The following is a 16,922-nucleotide window of genomic DNA, read 5'->3' on the forward strand; positions in this document are numbered from 1 at the left end:
GTTGGGCGGGCATGCTGCAAGGCTTGTCCGCCATGTCGCACGCCAGCGGTGGACAAGGCTTCGCCATGTCCACCCTACACCGCAGCCGTGCGGGTCGCGGCACGGCTATTCCACCACCCGGAAGCGCAACACACCGATCATCTGCCCGGCCTCGGTGATCACCTGCACCTGCCAGCGGCCGACCGCGTCGGCGGGGAAATTCTGTTTATGCGTCCAGGCGCGGTAACCCTCTTTGCGGCCGCCCTGAATATCCAGGGCGATGCGCTCGACTTCGCCGCCATCGCGGCGCCAGACGTGGTAAATGCGCTCGTTGAGCCCGCGCGGCGCATTGATCGCGGTGTAGGCGAACAAGCCCTGGCTGCGCAGTTGCGCCACGCTCAACTCCTTGAGGCTCTCGCCTGGCGCGCGGTTCTGGTCGTCGAACTCGCTGGTCACCGCCACCTCGGTCAGCCACAGGGTCGCCGGTGGCACCCAGACGCGCGCCAGCCAGCCACCGCCGGCCAGCGCCAGGGTCAAGCCGAGCAGTAGCAGACCACGCCACCAGCGCTGCACGGTGATGATGCCGACCACGCTGGGGAACGACAGCACCGCCGCGATGGCCAGGGCCAACTGGTAACTCTGTGGCGTGGTCAGCTTGAAGATGATCGGCAGCGCCGTGAGCAGCACGGCGAACAGCGCCAGGGTGTGATAAGCGAGGAACAGCCAGCGGCGGGGCGCCAGCCATTTGTAATACAGCGGGTCGACGATCGACACCAGCGCCGCCAGCGCCAGCAGGCCGCTGAACAGCGCCTGGCCGCTGTTCCAGGTGGTGGTGATAAAGAAGAACGGCAGGACGAAGAACAGGCTTTCCTGGTGGATCATCTGCGTCGCGTAACGCAGCAACGGCGGTGGCAGCTCGAAGCCGAACCAGGCGGCGATGCGCTCGCGCAGGATGTTTTCCAGGATCAGCCACAACCAGCTGACCAGCATCACCGTGGCCAGCACCCGCGCCAGCTCGGCCTGGCGGTCGACCAGCAGGAAGCTCGCCACCCCGGAAACAAAACCAAAGATCGCCACCAATCCCGGGTAGCGTTGGATCAAGGTGACGAGGCTGAGCAAGCGGGTTTTCCAGGCAGTCATCGCGGGTTCACAGGTCGATAGGCAGCGGCGGCTGGCATCGCTGCACAGCACGGGGGGCGCAGGATACTCAGCTGGCCAGCCCGCGCGCTACTGCGACCAGACCGCCAACTGGTTGCCGCTGGGGTCGGCGAACTGGAAGCGGCGTCCGCCGGGGAAGCTGAAAATCTCCTGGACGATGCGCCCGCCGGCGCTGCGCACCAGGGCCAGGGTCGCCTCCAGGTCGCTGGCGTAGATCACCACTAGCGGCGCGTGACCGACCGCCACGTCGCGGCAAAAGCCACCGCTCAGGCGGCCATCGCTGAAGCTGCTGTAGTGCGGCCCGTAGTCGGTAAACAGCCAGCCGAACACTTGCCCGTAGAACTGCTTGATCGCCAGCAGATCGGTGGCGCCGAACTCGATGTAGTCGATGCGCAGGTTGTGTTCGTGGGTTGACATGCTGCTGTCCCGATCGGCGCGTAGGTAGCTAGAGCATAGTGGCAGACATCGGCATTCACCCTTTGCGCCGGCGCCAGGCCAGCAGCGCCAGTATCAGCAGCGCGGCGCTGCCGGCCAGCCCATACAGCGCGCTCATGCTCAGCAGCGGTTGCTCGATGCGCAGATACCCCGGCGCGCCGAACAACTGGCGTACGGCGCTGTTGGCCTGCTCCAGGCTGACGGCCTGCAAGGCCTTGGCCGGGTCGCTGAAGCGGCCGTTGTGGTAATCGCCCAGGGCGTTCCAGTAATAGTCGGCGAGGGCACTGTTGCCCTGTACGGCCCAGCGCTGTTTGGCAATGGCGGCCTGTTGCAGGCGCTGGAAGGTGGCGGCGTCGAGGCCATTGTCGTGCAGGCGTTGGCCGAGGGCGCGCAAGACCTGCTCGGCGACCGTCAGGTCCGCGCGTTCCAGCTCGGCATTCAGGCTGAAGAAGCTGCGGCTGCCGTACACGCTGCGTTCGCTCCACGGCCCGTACGACAGGCTGCGTTGCAGGCGCAACTCCTGGTACAGCTGCCAGTCGAGGTAATCGCGCAGCAGTTCCCAGGTGGCGTGGTCGTGTTCGCCGACCCAGGGCTCGGGCAAGAGCCAATGCAGGCTGGCATTGTCGCCCAGCAGCCCGTTGAACAGGCTGCGGCGGGCAGCAGCCTGCTCGGTGCCCTCGGCCAGCTCGCGCGGCGGCGGTATGTCCGCGGCCGGCAATGCGCCGTAGCTACGGTCGAGGTAGGCCGGCAGCAGCGGGTCGAGGTCGCCGACCACGATCAGGTTCATGTTGTTCGGCACGTACCAGTCGCGGCGCAGTTGCTCCAGCTGCGTCAGGCTGAGCGGCGCCAATGGCGCGCGTTCGGCGCAGGCCAGACCGAGTTCCACGGCCAGCTGTTGGTGGGCTTCGCGGCTGACATTTTGCTGGTCGAGCAGGCGTTGCAGGTTGGAGTAGTGGCCGCCGTTCTCGCGCTCGACCACCCGCTTGGCGGCCGCGACCTTGCGTGCGTCCAGCTCGGTGTTGAGCAGGCTGGCGAGCAACAGGTCGAGCGCGGCGCGCTGGTTGGCGGCCGGCACTTCGAGCACATAGGTGGTGTCGCTGTCGCGGGTGTAGGCATTCCACTCGCCGCCAAGCGCTTGCATGCGTGCCTCCAACCCGGCTTCGCCGCTGGCGTCGATGCCGCTGAACAGCAGGTGTTCGAGCAGGTGCGGGAGTTCCTTGGCGGCGCAGCTGAAGTGCTCGAAGCCCACGCCGACCACCAGGCGAATCGCCACGTGGCCGCGCTCGGCTGTGGGCTTGAGCAGCACGTGCAGGCCGTTCTGCAGCGGGTAGCCCTCGACCTGCAAGCGGTCTTCGGCCAGGGCGGGGTTGAGCAGCAGCAGGCACAGCAGCAACAGGGTACGCATGAGAGTCTTCCTGACGGTCATCGTCCCAGCATACCCGCTGCCTGTCGCGATTGGCCATGGCGCTTGGCGGCCTCTGCCACTGCTGCCGTGCGGGTGGCTGCATAAGCTGCGCTGAACTGGCGCCACCGCGTCAGCGCCGTTTATCGAGCCAATGCTCGTCGATCGCGGGAGAGTCCCATGCGTGTCTTGATCACCGGAGCGGCAGGTTTTATCGGCCAACAGTTACTCCGCCAGTTGGCGGTTCAGCAGCCGCAGTGGACGCTGATTGCCGCCGACATCCGCCCGCAGAGCCGCGAGGGCCTGAGCCTGAATATCGAACCGGTGCTGCTCGATATCAGCCAGCCGCGCGCGGTGCGCGCGTGCGTGGCGATCTGGCAGCCGCAGGCCATCGTGCACCTGGCCTCGGTGGTGACCCCGCCGCGCGGCATGAGCGATGCGCAGCTGCACGCCATCGATGTCGGCGGCACCCAGGCGGTGGTCGATGCCGCCGTGGCTGAAGGGGTCGCGCAACTGATCGTCACCAGCTCCGGGGCGGCCTACGGCTATGACCCGGAGAACGCCGAGTGGATCGACGAGGACCAGCCGTTGCGCGGGCATGCCCTGTTCGCTTATGCCAAGCACAAGCGTGAGGTCGAGGCGTTACTGGCCGAGGCGCGTCGTCAGCACCCGCAGCTCAAGCAGCTGGTGCTGCGCCCCGGCACGATTCTCGGCAAGCAAGTGAACAACCAGATCACCGAGTTGTTCAAGAAACGCGCGGTGCTGGGCATCCGCGGCAGCGACAGCCGGTTCGTGTTCATCTGGGACCAGGACGTGGTCAATATCATCGGCCAGGGCCTGGCGCGACAGGCCGAGGGCATCTTCAACCTGGCCGGCGATGGTGCGCTGTCGCTGCGCGAGATCGCCGGGTTGCTCGGCAAGCCCTATCGACCGTTGCCCGCCTGGCTGATCCGCACGCTGTTGCGCCTGCTCAAACCGCTCGGCCTGACGCAGTACGGCCCGGAGCAGTTGGACTTTCTGCGTTACCGCCCGGTGTTGGCCAACCGCCGGTTGAAGGAAGATTTTGGCTACATCCCGCGCTACAGCAGCCGCGAGGCGTTTCTGGCGTTTCTCCGGGCGCAGGGCTAGCCCTGCTTGAGCCGCGCGCGGTATTCGCCGGGGGTCAGCCCGGTCCACTGGCGGAAGGCGCGGAAGAACACGCTGGGTTCCGAATAGCCGAGCAGCAGGGCGATCTCCGCCGCGGGCAGGCTGCCGCTGCCGAGGTGGCGTTCGGCCAACTGGCGGCGCGTGTCGTTGAGCAACTGTTGGTAGCTGCAGCCTTCCTCGGCCAGGCGCCGTTGCAGGGTGCGTTCGCTGAGGTGCAGGGCGCGCGCGAGTTCCGCGCGGTCCGGTTCGCCGTGGGCCAGTTGTTCGCCGAGCAGGGCAACCACGCGGGCGCTCAGGCCTTCACTGGGCAGGCGCGCGAGCAGCGCTTCGGCATGTTGGCGCAGCAGGCTTTGCAGGGGCGGGTTGGCTTGGATCAGCGGCGCATCGCGCAGCGTGCGGGGCAGCACGAGGCCGTAATCGTCCGCTGCAAAATGCAGCGGGCAGGCGAAGATTGCCTGGTAGGGCGTCAGATCCGCCGGTTGCGGGTGGACGAAATGCGCGCGCAGCAGGCGAAAATCGTCCAGCAGCGGGGTGACCATCTGCACCCAGCAGGCCATCAGCGCCAGCACGCGGGTGCGCGTCGCCGGCAGGTCCGGGTGCAGCGGCCGGTACAGCAGATGCAGCTCGTCGCCCTGTTCGTGCAGCTGGACTTCACCGCCTTCGCCGACCAAACGCTGGTAACGCAGGCCGGCGGCCAGGGCATCGCCCAGGGTCGCGCTGCTTTGCAGCAGGTAGCCGAGCACACTGAACGGTCCTGGCGCGAGGTTGCTGCCCAGGGCCAGGCCCGGCTCGCCGTGCGGCAAACGGCTCAGCGCCTGCCAGAGGCGTTCCTGGGCGGCGAATGGCACGCGTGCGTCGGGATCGGCGAGCTGCGTCTCCGACAGCGCGCACTCGGCGAGCAATGTTGCGCGGTCGAGGCCCAGGCGAGTGGCGGCATGCAGCACGGCTTGGGTGATGCTGGCGCTGACCGAGGCGTGGTGCGGATCGAGGGGCTGAGTTGGCATGCAGCGATTCTGCCCAAAGGCGCTGCGCGGCGATAGCCTGGCCGCTGTGCTTACATACTTGGTTACCAGCCGCTCGCGCGTGCGCCGGGCAACTTGGCGTCGAACCGTTAGGCTTGCTGCCGAGGGCGCCGGTGATTCACCTCGACGCGGCCGGCGACTACCCGAACAGGAGACCCCCAGCATGAACGCTCATCCCCTCGCTTGGGTGCTGTCGGCGCTGCTCACGGGCAGCGCCCTGAGCGGCACGGCACAGGCCGAAGAGCAATTCGTGACCATCGGCACGGGCGGCTACACCGGCGTGTACTACGTCGCCGGTCAGGCGATCTGCCGCTTCTTCAACCGCGCCAGCGATGCGCATGGCATGCGCTGCAACGCACCGGCCACCAGCGGCGGCGTGGCTAACGTCAACGGCCTGCGCAGCGGTGAATTCAACTTCGCCCTCATGCAGTCGGACCACCAGTACAAGGCGCTCAATGGCCTGGCGCCCTTCGCCGCCGAGGGTGCGATGAGCGACATTCGCGCGGTGTTCTCCATGCAGAGCGAGGTGTTCACCATCCTCGCTCGGCGCGACGCCCATATCGCTCACTTCGACGACCTCAAAGGCAAGCGCGTCAACATCGGCAGCCCTGGCTCCGGGCAGCGCAGCAGCTTCGAAGAAATCATGCAGGTGAAGGGCTGGGATGCGTCGGTCTTCGCCCTGGTCGCCGAACTCAAACCGGCCGAACAGGCTTCGGCGCTGAGCGACAACAGCATCGACGCAATGGCCTATTTCGTCGGTCACCCGAACGGCGCCATTCAGGAGGCCACTACCACCAGCGATGCGCTGCTGGTGCCGGTCACCGGGCCGGCAATCGACACGCTGCTGGCCGAGAAAAGCTATTACAGCCGGGCCGAGATTCCCGCCGGGCTGTACCGCGGTAATCCCACGGCGATCGCCTCGATTGGCACTCAGGCGGTGCTTGCCACATCGGCGAATAGCGATCCGGAAATGGTCTATCAACTGGTCAAGACGGTGTTCGACAACCTGGAGCGCTTCAAACGCCTGCACCCGGCCTTCGCCGAACTGCGCGCCGAGCAGATGATCACGCAGGGCCTCACCGCGCCGCTGCATGACGGTGCCCTGCGTTACTACAAGGAGCGTGGCTGGCGTTAGCGGGGGTATCTGATGATTGCCGCGATAATCAGCACTTCCATCGATCTCCGGGGGGCACTGCCTATCGAGACTTGGCCAAGGTCAAACCAGAAGGCTGCTCCGGCTGCCTTTTTGATGGCTATGTCCCCGTTAACGGTTGTACGCAGATTCGCTTGAGGCCGGCTGGCAAAGCAACTGCGCAATGGCTGCGCCACGTAACCCACCAAGTGCTAATCGGCCTATCCCCTCTGGCGGGTTACGGCGCTCCTGACTATGCAGCCGCCGATAGTCCGTGGTCATGCGCCTAACCCACCCTACGCATTACCGCGCTCCAGGCATCGCCTGGCCGGCTGCACGTTTCAACACATAACGGGTACATAGCCTTTTTGATTGGCATACACCCACCCGCCTTGGAATACTGTCGCCACTCGCGCGAGCTATGCGTCCATGCACTGTTAAGCAGAACCCGATGACCAAAGAGCAGTTACAGAAACTCGAAGCCGACCTCTGGCGCGCCGCCGATAACCTGCGCGCCAACTCCGACCTCAAGGCCAGCGAATATTCCACCCCGGTATTGGGGCTGATCTTCCTCAAGTTCGCCGACAACAAGTTCAAGCAGCACGAGAAAGCCATTCACCGCGACTTTCTTGCGTTCAAGGACACCCGCCTGGAGAAATCCCTGGCCGATATCGCCATCGAGAAGTGCGGCTTCTATCTGCCAGACCACGCCCGTTACGACTACCTGCTTAATCTGGAAGACAGCAAGGACATCGCCAAGGCCATCAAGGAGGCGATGAAGGCCATCGAGGAGTACAAACCCGAGCTGCAGGGCGTGCTGCCGCAGGACGAGTACTTCCGCCTCACCCGCTCGGCGCAGAACAAGGGCATCCCCAAAGAGCTGCTGCGCACCTTCAACGACATTCCCCAGGATGCCAGCGGCGATATCTTCGGGCAGATCTATGAATACTTCCTGGCCGAATTCGCCCTCTCCGAAGGCCAGGGCGGCGGTGAGTTCTTTACCCCGCGCTCAGTGGTCAAGCTGATGGTGGAAATCATTGAGCCCCATGGCGGCAAGGTCTACGACCCGGCTTGCGGCTCGGCGGGTATGTTTGTGCAGTCCGCGCAATTTATTGAGCAGCACCGCCATGACGCTAATCACGCCAATGACGGCGATATCTACGTCTACGGCCAGGAAAAAACCCTGGAAACCGTCAAGCTGGCCAAGATGAACCTGGCGGTCAACGGCCTGCGCGGCACCATCATGCAGGCCAATAGTTACTACGAAGATCCGCACAACAGCTTCGGTCAGTTCGACTACGTGATGGCCAATCCGCCGTTCAACGTCGACGACGTGTCCCTGGCTACGGTGGAGAACGACCGCCGCTTCAACACCTACGGTATTCCGCGCAACAAATCCAAGGCCAAGAAGGGCGAAGAAGGCAAGGAAACCGTACCCAACGGCAACTACCTGTGGATCAACCTGTTCGCCACCTCGCTCAAGCCCAAGGGCCGCGCGGCGCTGGTAATGGCCAACTCGGCCTCTGACGCCCGCCATTCCGAGGCCGAGATTCGCCAGGCGCTGATCGACAACAACCTGATCTACGCCATGCTCAGCCTGCCGTCGAATCTGTTCTACACCGTCACCCTGCCGGCTACGTTGTGGTTCTTCGACAAGGCCAAGCAGGACAAGCGCATCCTGTTTATTGATGCACGCAATATCTTCACCCAGCTCACCCGCTCCCTGCGTGAGCTGAATGACGAACAAGTGCAGAACATCGCCATCATCAGCAAGTTGCACCGCGGCCAGCGTGATGAGTTCGTGTGCCTGGTCGACGGCTACTTCACCGCCGGCGTGGCGCGGCTGGTGGAAAATCAGCCGCATATTCAGCCGTTATCCGAGCAACTGCTGGATATGCTGCAGGAAGCCGAAGGCCGTGCGGCAGTGCAAGCCCTGCGCGAACAATGGGTCGAGCTCAAGCCGCTGCAAGATGCCTACGCCGCCTACCAGGCCAAGCACCTGGACGCTGCCGAAGTGGATGCCAAGAACCAGGCCCAGCATGTCTTGCGCGAAACCTTCGATCCCTTCTTCTCCGGCCTGCATGCCAACCTCAAGCGCCTGGACAAGGCCGTGCGCCAGCACGAGAAGCGTCTGGCCGAAGCCGCTAAAGCCGAAGGCAAACGCGGCAGCACCGACCGCGAAACCAAGGTGCTAAAAACCGCCCTGGAAAAACTGCATGGCGAAGTGAAAGGCGCGGAAAGCTACTTCCAGCATATTCACTGGCTGCAAGAACGCTTCCCCGCCGCCCAATACGAAGACGTCACCGGCCTGTGCAAGTTGGCCAGCCCGGAAGAGATGAAGGAGCAGGACTATTCGCTCAACCCCGGCCGCTATGTCGGCGTGGTGATCGAGGAAGACGGCAAGAGCGAAGAGGAATTTATCGACGGCCTGCTGGCGATGAACGACGAGCTGACCCGTCTCAACGGCGAGGCCCGCGAACTGGAAACCGTGATCGCCCACAATATCCGCCAACTGACTGGCGAGGCCTGAGTGCGGCTGCCAGTCTTGGGGCGTACCCACAAGGAGCGTTACCGATGAAAAAGGATTTGATCGTCAAACTGCATGCCGCCTTCGAAGACATCGTTCAGCGCCACGCGGAAACCGCCACCGAATTCTGGCTGGCCCGCGAGCTGCAACCGATGCTTGGTTATGCCCGCTGGGAAAACTTCGCCAAGATCGTCGACAAGGCCAAGGCCTCCTGCGAGGCGGCGGGCAATCGGGTCGACGACCATTTTCGTGATGTCACGAAAATGGTCAGCCTCGGCTCCGGCTCCCAGCGCGCCGTCGAGGATATCGCCCTGACCCGCTACGCCTGCTACCTGATCGCGCAGAACGGTGACCCGAGCAAAGAGCCCATCGCCTTCGCCCAAACCTACTTCGCCCTGCAAACCCGCAAGCAGGAGCTGATCGAACAGCGCCTGGCGGAAAGCGAACGGCTGGTCGCGCGCAAAAAACTCACCGCCTCGGAAAAACAGCTGTCCAGCGTGATCTACGAACGCCTGGGTGAGGAACAGAGCTTTGCCCGCATCCGCAGTCGCGGCGATCAGGCGCTGTTCGGCGGCGTCAGTACCCAGCAGATGAAGGAACGCCTCGGCGTGCCGCAGAGCCGGCCACTGGCCGACTTTCTGCCGACCATCACCATCAAGGCCAAGGATTTCGCCAACGAAATCACCAACTTCAATATCAAGAAAGACGACCTCGACAGCGAACGCGAAATCACCAACGAGCATGTAAAGAACAATGCCGATGTGCGAGCGCTGCTTGGGGATCGCGGCATCGTGCCCGAGCAGTTGCCGGCGGCTGAAGATCTGAAAAAGATTGAGCGGCGGCATACGGCAGAGGCCAAGAAGCTGCCGAAGACGGTGGAGCGGTTGGATGATGAGTCAAAGCATGAGTAGTCAGCAAAAGGTCAATCTATGAGTGGTTTCGATGAGTACAAGCTGGGCGACTTGCTGACCTTCCAGCGTGGTTTTGACATCACTAAAAGCGAACAACAGGAAGGAGATGTTCCGATAGTTTCTTCGTCGGGTATTTCCAGCTTTCACAACCAGTCCAAATCGAGTGCGCCTGGTGTGGTGATTGGCCGTAAAGGCTCCTTGGGAACAGTGCACTACCTCAAAGCCAAGTATTGGCCGCATGACACGACGCTATGGGTAAAAGACTTCAAGGGTAACGATCCTAGGTTTATCTATTATTTTTTGCAGACCTTGCATCTTGAGAACTTTGACGTCGGATCGTCTAACCCCACGCTAAATCGGAATCACCTTCACAAAATAAGAGTGCTTTTTCCAAAGAAGCAACAGAAGAAAATTGCCGCCGTTCTTTCCGCCTACGACGATCTAATCGATAACAACCGCCGCCGTATCGAACTGCTGGAGCAAATGGCCGAGGAGCTTTACCGCGAATGGTTTGTGCGCTTCCGTTTTCCGGGCTATCGGCAGGCGAAGTTTGAGAAGGGCTTGCCTGTGGATTGGGAACGAAAGGCGCTTGGCTCTCTTGGAACATACCTGAATGGCTATGCATTCAAGCCCTCTGATCTGTCTCTAGCAGGCATTCCGGTCATTAAGATCAAGGAGATAAATGGCGGGGTTACGGCTGAAACCCCACGAAACAGTGGTGAGTCCATAGCCAAGAAATATCACTTCGATGATGGATCTATTATTTTTTCGTGGTCAGCAACCCTGGCTGTGAAAATCTGGGATCAAGGCCCAGGGCTCTTAAATCAGCATCTGTTCAAGGTCGCACCTGTTGACGTTATTCCCAGTAGCTTTTTGTATTTATCAATCAAATTCTGCCTGCCAATATTTGATTCGCTAACCACAGGCTCCACGATGAAACACATCAAGCGCAAAGAACTTGATGCTGTAAAAATCGGCTTGCCAGGCAAGGCGATTCTTGAGGCGTTTGACAGATCCGCCTCTCCGCTCGTGCAAGAGAAACTAAAGCTCTCAAAGTCGAACCAGCTCTTGATTGAAGCGAGGAATCAGCTTTTGACCAGATTGATCTCCGGCAAACTCCCCGTCGATCAACTGGATATCCAGTTTCCCCCCAGCATGCGCGAGGCCGACGCGGCCCGACAGGAAGTAGCCTATGCCTAATCTGTTTTCCGAGGACGATATCGAGCGCACCCTGCTGGGTCGGCTGCATGAGCAATACGGCTATGAATTGCTCAATTGCATAACCGCGCAGCCCGGTGATTTGCAGGACGGCTCCGGCCGCCGCGACAAGCGCGATGTCATACTCGGCGACAGATTGCAGGCAACCGCCCGGCGGCTAAACCCGCAGATACCCGATGCCGAGCTGGAGCAGGCCTTGGCGCAGTTCGCCGAGCGACGCCAGGCCATGACCCTGGTGGCCGCTAACCGCGAGCTGGATGCTTTGCTGCGCGATGGCATCGCCGTGCGTTACCAGCAGGACGGCCAATGGCAGCAGGAGCAGCTGCGCCTCATCGACTTCAACGAGGCGAGCAACAACGACTTTCTTGCCGTCACTCAGCTGTGGATCAAGGGTATCAACGACAAGTACCTGCGCCCGGATGTGCTGCTCTATGTAAACGGCATTCCGCTGGTGTTTATCGAGCTGAAAAATTCGAATATTCCGGTGCGCAATGCCTACGACGACAACCTGGTGCGTTACCGGAAGAGCATTCCGCAGCTTTTCCTCACCAACGCCTTCTGTGTACTCAGCAATGCCCTGGAAACCCGCGTCGGTAGCCTGACCGCTGAGTGGGAGCACTTCTTTAGCTGGCTGCGGGTGGACGACGAGAAGGAAAAGCTCGACCGCGCCCAGATCAAGGAGCAAGGCACCAGCATCGAGCGGGTGATCGACGGTCTGTTCGCCCCCGAGCGGCTGCTGGACTACGTGGAAAACTACGTGCTGTTCCACAAGCAGACGCAGAAGATCATCGCCCAGAACCACCAGTTTATCGGCGTCAACCGCGCCTTCACGCGCTTCCAGCAGCGCAAGGCGCTGCGCGGCAAGCTCGGGGTGTTCTGGCACACCCAAGGCTCGGGCAAGAGCTTTTCGATGATCTTCTATGCGCGCAAGATCCTGCGCAAACTGCCGGGGCACTTCACCTTTCTGGTGGTCACCGACCGTGATGACCTCGATGGGCAGATCTTCCGCAACTTCCTCAACACCGGCACGGTGCAGAGCCACGAGGCTGCCCGGCCGAAAAACAGCGAGGAGCTGCGCACCTTCCTCGGCCAGAGCAAACGCCTGGTGTTTACCCTGATTCAGAAGTTCCGCTACGACAAAGGCAAGACTTACCCCTTGCTCTCTGATCGCGACGATATTGTGGTGATCGTCGACGAGGCGCACCGCACCCAGTACAAGAGCCTGGCGGAAAACATGCGTGCCGGTTTGCCTAAGGCCAACTTCGTCGCCTTTACCGGCACGCCACTGCTGGGCCGCGAGCGCAAGACCAACCAGTGGTTTGGCGATTACGTGTCCGAATACAACTTCCAGCAGTCGATGGACGACGGCGCCACCGTGCCGCTGTTCTACCAGAAGCGCGTGCCCGAGGTGCTGATCCAGAACGACGACCTCAGCGAGGAGTTCTACCAGATCCTCGAAGAGGAAAATCTCGACGAGGCGCAGCAGGAAAAGCTCGAACGCCAGTTTGCCCAAGAAGTGCAGGTGATAAAGCGCGACGACCGCCTGGAAACCATCGCCCGCGACATCGTCTACCACTTCCCGCGCCGGGGTTATCTGGGCAAAGGCATCGTCATCGCCGTGGACAAGTTCACGGCGGTAAAGCTCTACGACAAGGTGCAGCGGCTGTGGAAGGAAGAACTAAAAGCCCTGCGCGGGCGGATCAAGGACACGCCCAACGAGGTGGAAAAGGCCCGGCTGAAAAAGATCGTCGCCTATATGCACGTCGTGCAAATGGCCGTGGTGATCAGTGAGGAAGCCGGCGAGGAAGAGAAGTTCAAGCTGCAAGGCCTGGAAGTCGCCCGCCACCGCCAGCGTATGAACGCGCTGGACGAGCACGGCCATGATATCGAGCACAACTTCAAAGAACCTGAGCACCCGCTGCAGCTGGTGTTCGTCTGCGCCATGTGGCTGACCGGCTTCGATGCGCCGACCGTTTCCACCCTGTACCTCGACAAGCCGATGAAGGGCCACACCCTGATGCAGGCCATCGCCCGCGCCAACCGGGTGACCTCGCACCAGATCAACGGCACGAATAAGACCAACGGCGAAATCGTCGATTACTACAACGTCTTCCGCAATATGAAGCAGGCGTTGAAGGATTACGCCCAGGGCGAAGAAGGCACGGACGAGCCGCCGGTGCAGGACAAGAGCGTACTGCGCGGGCTGCTGGACGATGCCATCGCCGAAGGCCTGGGTTACTGCCACGAGCGAGGCATTGCCCTGGAAGAGGTGCTGGGCCGCGAGGAGATTTTCAAGAATCTCAGCCGCTTCAACGAATTCGCCGACATCCTGCTGGGCAATGAGGAGTGGCGCAAAACCTTCAACGTCTACCAGAACACCGTCGCCGCCCTGTACGAAGCGTGCAAACCGGAGATCCTCGGTAACAAGCTGGTGCGGGTGGTGGCAGCCTTCGATTACTTGCGCGGGGTGATCGACAGCCTGGTCGAGCAGGTGGATATCGACCAAGTGACCCGGCGCATCGACGAACTGCTGGATGAAAGCGTGGTGGTGGATAACGCCGAAGCCTTCCATCAGCAAGAACCGCAGGGCGCTTACCAGATCGTGCGCAAAGGCCGTACCTGGGACCTGAGCAAGATCGACTTCGACAAGCTACGTGAAGAGTTTAAACAAACTGCCTACAAGAACATCGAGATCGCCGACCTGCGCGGCTTTCTGGAGCAGAAGGTGGCGCAGATGCTGGCCGTGAATAAAACCCGCAGCGACTTCGCCCAGCGCCTGCAGGAAATCATCGACCGTTATAACGCTGGCGGCTCGGCCACCGAGGACTACCACGAAGAACTGCTGCGTTATCTGGAAGCGCTGAGCGCCGAAGACGACCGGCATATTCGCGAGGGCTTGAGTGAAGACGAACTGGAGCTGTTCGACCTACTGAAGAAGGACAGCATGACCCAGGATGAGACCCAGAAGGTCAAGCTGGCAGCCAAATCGCTGCTGCAGCGCTTGCTGGACGGTCAGCCCAAGGTTCTGGTGCAGGACTGGTTCAAGGACAGCCAGACCCAGCGCAGCGTTCGCTCCGCAGTGGAGCAGGTATTGGATAGCAACCTGCCGGAGAGTTACGACCGGGTGCTGTTCAAGGAGAAATGCGACAACGTCTTCGAGCTGGTACTGGATTACGCCAGCCAGGGGCGTAAGTGGGCGGCTTGAGTTGTTGCTACTCGCCGCCCACCTCTTCCACGTGCAGCGCGCCGGTTTCGTGACTTTCCAGCACCACATAGGCGCTGGCGCAGAACAGCGAGTTGAGGCGCTTCATGTCGCCGATCAGCTCCAGGTGCAGCGAGCTGGTTTCGATGCTCTGCACCACCTGGCGGTGCAAGCGGCCGACGTGGGCATGCGCCAGGCGCCGTTCCTGGGCGCGGAAGCGGCGCTTCTCGCGCAGCAGTTGGCGAGCGCTTTCGGGGTCGGCGCTGAGGAACACGCTGAGGCCCAGGCGCAGGTTGGCGAGCAACTGGGCATGCAGGCTGGCCAGTTCCTCCAGGCCGCTGTCGGAGAACGAATGGCGTTGTGCGGTCTTCTGGTCCTGCACCTTGCCGAGCATGCGTTCGAGGATGTCGCCGGCCTGTTGCAGGTTGACCGCCAGTTCGATGATCTCCGCCCAGCGCCGGCTGTCGTGTTCGCTCAAGACCTCGCGCGGCACCTGGGCCAGGTACAGTTTGACCGCGCTGTACAGTGCATCGACATCGTCGTCGAGGCGGCGCAGTTCCTTGCTCAGCGCCGGCTGGCTGCCGCGTAGCACCTCCAGCAGGTGGCTGAGCATGGTTTCGATCAGGTCGCCGATGCGCAGGGTTTCGCGCACCGCATTGGCCAGCGCCAGGCTCGGCGTGGCCAGCGCGGTGGGGTCGAGGTGGCGCGGGCGAGCCACGCCGTTTTCGTCCGGGCGATCCGGCAGCAGCCAGTTGCAGAAGCGCGCCATCAGATCAATGCTCGGCAGCATCAGCAGGCAGCGCAGGCCGTTGTAGAGCAGGTGGAAGCCGATCACCAGTTCCTCGGGGCGCCAGTTCAGGCTGTCCAGCCAGTTCACCAGTGGGTCGAGCAGCGGAATCACCAGCAGCAGGCCGATCAATTTGTAGAGCAGGCTGCCCAGCGCCACGCGGCGCCCGGCCGGGGTTTGCATGCTGGTGTTGAGGAAGGCCAGCACGCCGCTGCCGATGTTGGCGCCGATGACCAGGCCGATGGCCACCGGCAGGCTGATCAGCCCCGAGCCGGTGAGGGTGGCGGTGAGCAGCACGGCGGCCAGGCTGGAGTAGGAAATCAGTGCGAATAGCGCGCCGACCAGGGCATCCAGCAGCAGGTCGCCGGTCAGCGAGGCGAACAGCACCTTGATGCCCTGGGCCTGGGTGATTGGCGTGGCGGCGGCGACGATCAACTCCAGCGCCAGAATCATCAAGCCCAAGCCGATGGCCACGCGGCCGAGCTGGCCGGCGCGGGTCTGTTTGCGCGAGAGGAAGAAGATCACTCCGAGGAAGATCAACAGCGGCGACAGCCAGCTCAGGTCGAAGGTCAGCACCCGCGCCATCAGCGCCGTGCCGACATCCGCGCCGAGCATGATCGCCAGCGCCGGCGGCAGCGCCATCAGGCCCTGGCTGACGAACGAGGTCACCAGCAGCGCGGTGGCGTTGCTGCTCTGCACCAGCGCGGTGACGCCGATGCCGGCGGCGAACGCCAGTGGTCGTTTGCCGACGTTATGGCTGAGGATCTTGCGCAGGTGCGAGCCGTACACGCGCAGGATGCCGCTACGCACGATATGCGTGCCCCAGATCAGCAGGGCAATGGCTGAGAGCAGATTGAGCAGGGTCAGCATGTGGCCTCCTGGCGAGAGCGGCGTGTCGGCGAGTCGTGGACACCGGCTTTGGGGGCCGTTGGCGGCTATTGGGCTCGTCGGCTTCGCGGGGGCTTCTAGGTTGCAGTTAAGCGTGTCTGGCGCGCTTTTGCCTCAGGGATTCGGCGGATTTGCCGAGCAGCGTTCCGCCCAACGGCATGGACAGCCCGCCACGACTGGCTAGGGTGGTGTTACCGAAGGTTGTGATTTTCGCGCGCGCGTGGCCGCCTTGTTCGATGCGCAGCGTCTACATGGAGGTATCCGATGTTTAGAATCCCCTTGGCTCTCCTGCTGCTGTTAACGGTTGGCGGCTGCGGTACCCGCGAAGTGACGGTGGAGCGTAGCGCCGAACGCATCGGTACCAAGATATCCAGCTACGAGGATCGGTTTGGCGTGTGCTGGCCGTTCGAGCTGGATCGGACTGTCACCGGTACGTCCCCGCCACTGGGCGAAGCCGGCGAGGTGATCGCCGGTTTCCACAACCATGTAAAACGTGGGCAGACCTGCCACACCCAGGATAGCCGCGCTTACCACGGCGTTTTCGTCTTCGACTTGAGCGACCTGCGAGGCGACGCGGTGATTGCCGCCACCTTGCGCCTGGAGCGGCGCAACACGCCGGTGCCGATCAATATAGAGCGCGCGGTACCGAGTGGCGTCGTCCGCAGCGCGTTGTGCAATTTACGCTTGCGCGTCGCCACCGAGTCGCTGAATGCCGGCACCACATTTGGCGAAGTGGCGGCCATTAACCTGCGCCGCACCGGGGTACAGCAGGACCAGTCGACGGTTGCCGTAGGGGTCGGGGTCACCAGGGAGGTTCAGCAGTGGGTGCAGGGCCGGCGGGAGAATTTCGGTTTCGTCCTCGGTCCGGAAGAGGGCGCCATCGACAAGAACGAAAACACCTGCACCGGCTATTGGTTCAACCCGCGCCTGGAAATCCGCGTACTGCGCGCGATTGACCCAGAGCCATAGTGGACACGGCGCATTCAGGCGTAGGGCGGACATGCCGCAGCGCGACTTGTCCGCCGCAAAGCTCGGTGGACAAGGCTTCGCCATGTCTACCCTACGGGCTTGTGTGGGGAGCGGATAAATCCGCGCCCCACACGAGCCAATGGCCC

The 16,922-nt window shown here is 62.4% G+C and carries 12 protein-coding genes; 7 read left to right on the forward strand and 5 right to left on the reverse strand.

Annotation, left to right across the window (positions count from 1 at the left end; genetic code table 11):
• Positions 1 to 105: 105 nt before the first annotated feature.
• The 3 genes from B3M58_RS19535 to B3M58_RS19545 form a co-directional block, all read right to left on the reverse strand.
• The gene (locus tag B3M58_RS19535) at positions 106 to 1,119 is read right to left on the reverse strand and encodes a DUF5924 family protein (protein ID WP_296221634.1); all 1,014 of its coding nucleotides are present in this window, start codon (positions 1,117 to 1,119) and stop codon (positions 106 to 108) included.
• A gap of 87 nt (positions 1,120 to 1,206) precedes the next feature.
• Positions 1,207 to 1,554, reverse strand: a complete 348-nt coding sequence (locus B3M58_RS19540) for a VOC family protein (RefSeq protein ID WP_296221635.1) — start codon at positions 1,552 to 1,554, stop codon at positions 1,207 to 1,209.
• Between the two features lie 55 nt (positions 1,555 to 1,609).
• On the reverse strand, positions 1,610 to 2,977 hold the full coding sequence (locus B3M58_RS19545; RefSeq protein ID WP_296221637.1) for a M16 family metallopeptidase: 1,368 nt from the start codon (positions 2,975 to 2,977) through the stop codon (positions 1,610 to 1,612).
• 177 nt (positions 2,978 to 3,154) lie between these two features.
• On the opposite strand from B3M58_RS19545, the gene B3M58_RS19550 reads away from it, so the two are divergent.
• Positions 3,155 to 4,102 carry an NAD-dependent epimerase/dehydratase family protein gene (locus tag B3M58_RS19550; protein WP_296221639.1) on the forward strand — a complete coding sequence of 316 codons (948 nt, stop codon included), beginning with the start codon at positions 3,155 to 3,157 and terminating at the stop codon, positions 4,100 to 4,102.
• Here the strand turns inward: B3M58_RS19550 and B3M58_RS19555 are convergent.
• Positions 4,099 to 5,124 carry an AraC family transcriptional regulator gene (locus B3M58_RS19555; RefSeq protein WP_296221641.1) on the reverse strand — a complete coding sequence of 342 codons (1,026 nt, stop codon included), beginning with the start codon at positions 5,122 to 5,124 and terminating at the stop codon, positions 4,099 to 4,101. The two genes, B3M58_RS19550 and B3M58_RS19555, sit on opposite strands and share 4 nt — an antisense overlap.
• 181 nt (positions 5,125 to 5,305) lie before the next feature.
• Here B3M58_RS19555 and B3M58_RS19560 point away from each other — a divergent pair, with 181 nt between their 5' ends.
• From B3M58_RS19560 to B3M58_RS19580, 5 genes are all read left to right on the forward strand, one after another.
• Positions 5,306 to 6,277: a TAXI family TRAP transporter solute-binding subunit gene (locus B3M58_RS19560; RefSeq protein WP_296221642.1), complete on the forward strand. Its 972-nt coding sequence runs from the start codon at positions 5,306 to 5,308 to the stop codon at positions 6,275 to 6,277.
• A 448-nt stretch (positions 6,278 to 6,725) separates the two neighbouring features.
• Entirely contained in the window at positions 6,726 to 8,804 is a 2,079-nt protein-coding gene (locus B3M58_RS19565) for a type I restriction-modification system subunit M (protein ID WP_296221643.1), read from the forward strand.
• A gap of 44 nt (positions 8,805 to 8,848) precedes the next feature.
• Positions 8,849 to 9,712 (forward strand): DNA damage-inducible protein D, encoded by an 864-nt coding sequence (gene dinD, locus B3M58_RS19570; RefSeq protein WP_296221644.1) that lies wholly within the window; start codon positions 8,849 to 8,851, stop codon positions 9,710 to 9,712.
• 18 nt (positions 9,713 to 9,730) lie between these two features.
• Positions 9,731 to 10,912: a restriction endonuclease subunit S gene (locus B3M58_RS19575; RefSeq protein WP_296221645.1), complete on the forward strand. Its 1,182-nt coding sequence runs from the start codon at positions 9,731 to 9,733 to the stop codon at positions 10,910 to 10,912.
• Positions 10,905 to 14,135 carry a type I restriction endonuclease subunit R gene (locus B3M58_RS19580; protein WP_296221646.1) on the forward strand — a complete coding sequence of 1,077 codons (3,231 nt, stop codon included), beginning with the start codon at positions 10,905 to 10,907 and terminating at the stop codon, positions 14,133 to 14,135. The genes B3M58_RS19575 and B3M58_RS19580 overlap by 8 nt, the downstream gene beginning before the upstream one ends.
• 7 nt (positions 14,136 to 14,142) lie before the next feature.
• Here the strand turns inward: B3M58_RS19580 and B3M58_RS19585 are convergent, their stop codons facing one another.
• Positions 14,143 to 15,789 carry a Na/Pi cotransporter family protein gene (locus B3M58_RS19585; protein ID WP_296221648.1) on the reverse strand — a complete coding sequence of 549 codons (1,647 nt, stop codon included), beginning with the start codon at positions 15,787 to 15,789 and terminating at the stop codon, positions 14,143 to 14,145.
• A 282-nt stretch (positions 15,790 to 16,071) separates the two neighbouring features.
• Between B3M58_RS19585 and B3M58_RS19590 the strand changes: the two genes are divergently transcribed.
• Positions 16,072 to 16,776 (forward strand): hypothetical protein, encoded by a 705-nt coding sequence (locus B3M58_RS19590; protein WP_296221650.1) that lies wholly within the window; start codon positions 16,072 to 16,074, stop codon positions 16,774 to 16,776.
• The last annotated feature ends 146 nt before the right edge of the window (positions 16,777 to 16,922 follow it).

Source organism: Pseudomonas sp. UBA2684, from assembly GCA_002354655.1.
In the GTDB taxonomy this organism is placed as follows: domain Bacteria; phylum Pseudomonadota; class Gammaproteobacteria; order Pseudomonadales; family Pseudomonadaceae; genus Aquipseudomonas.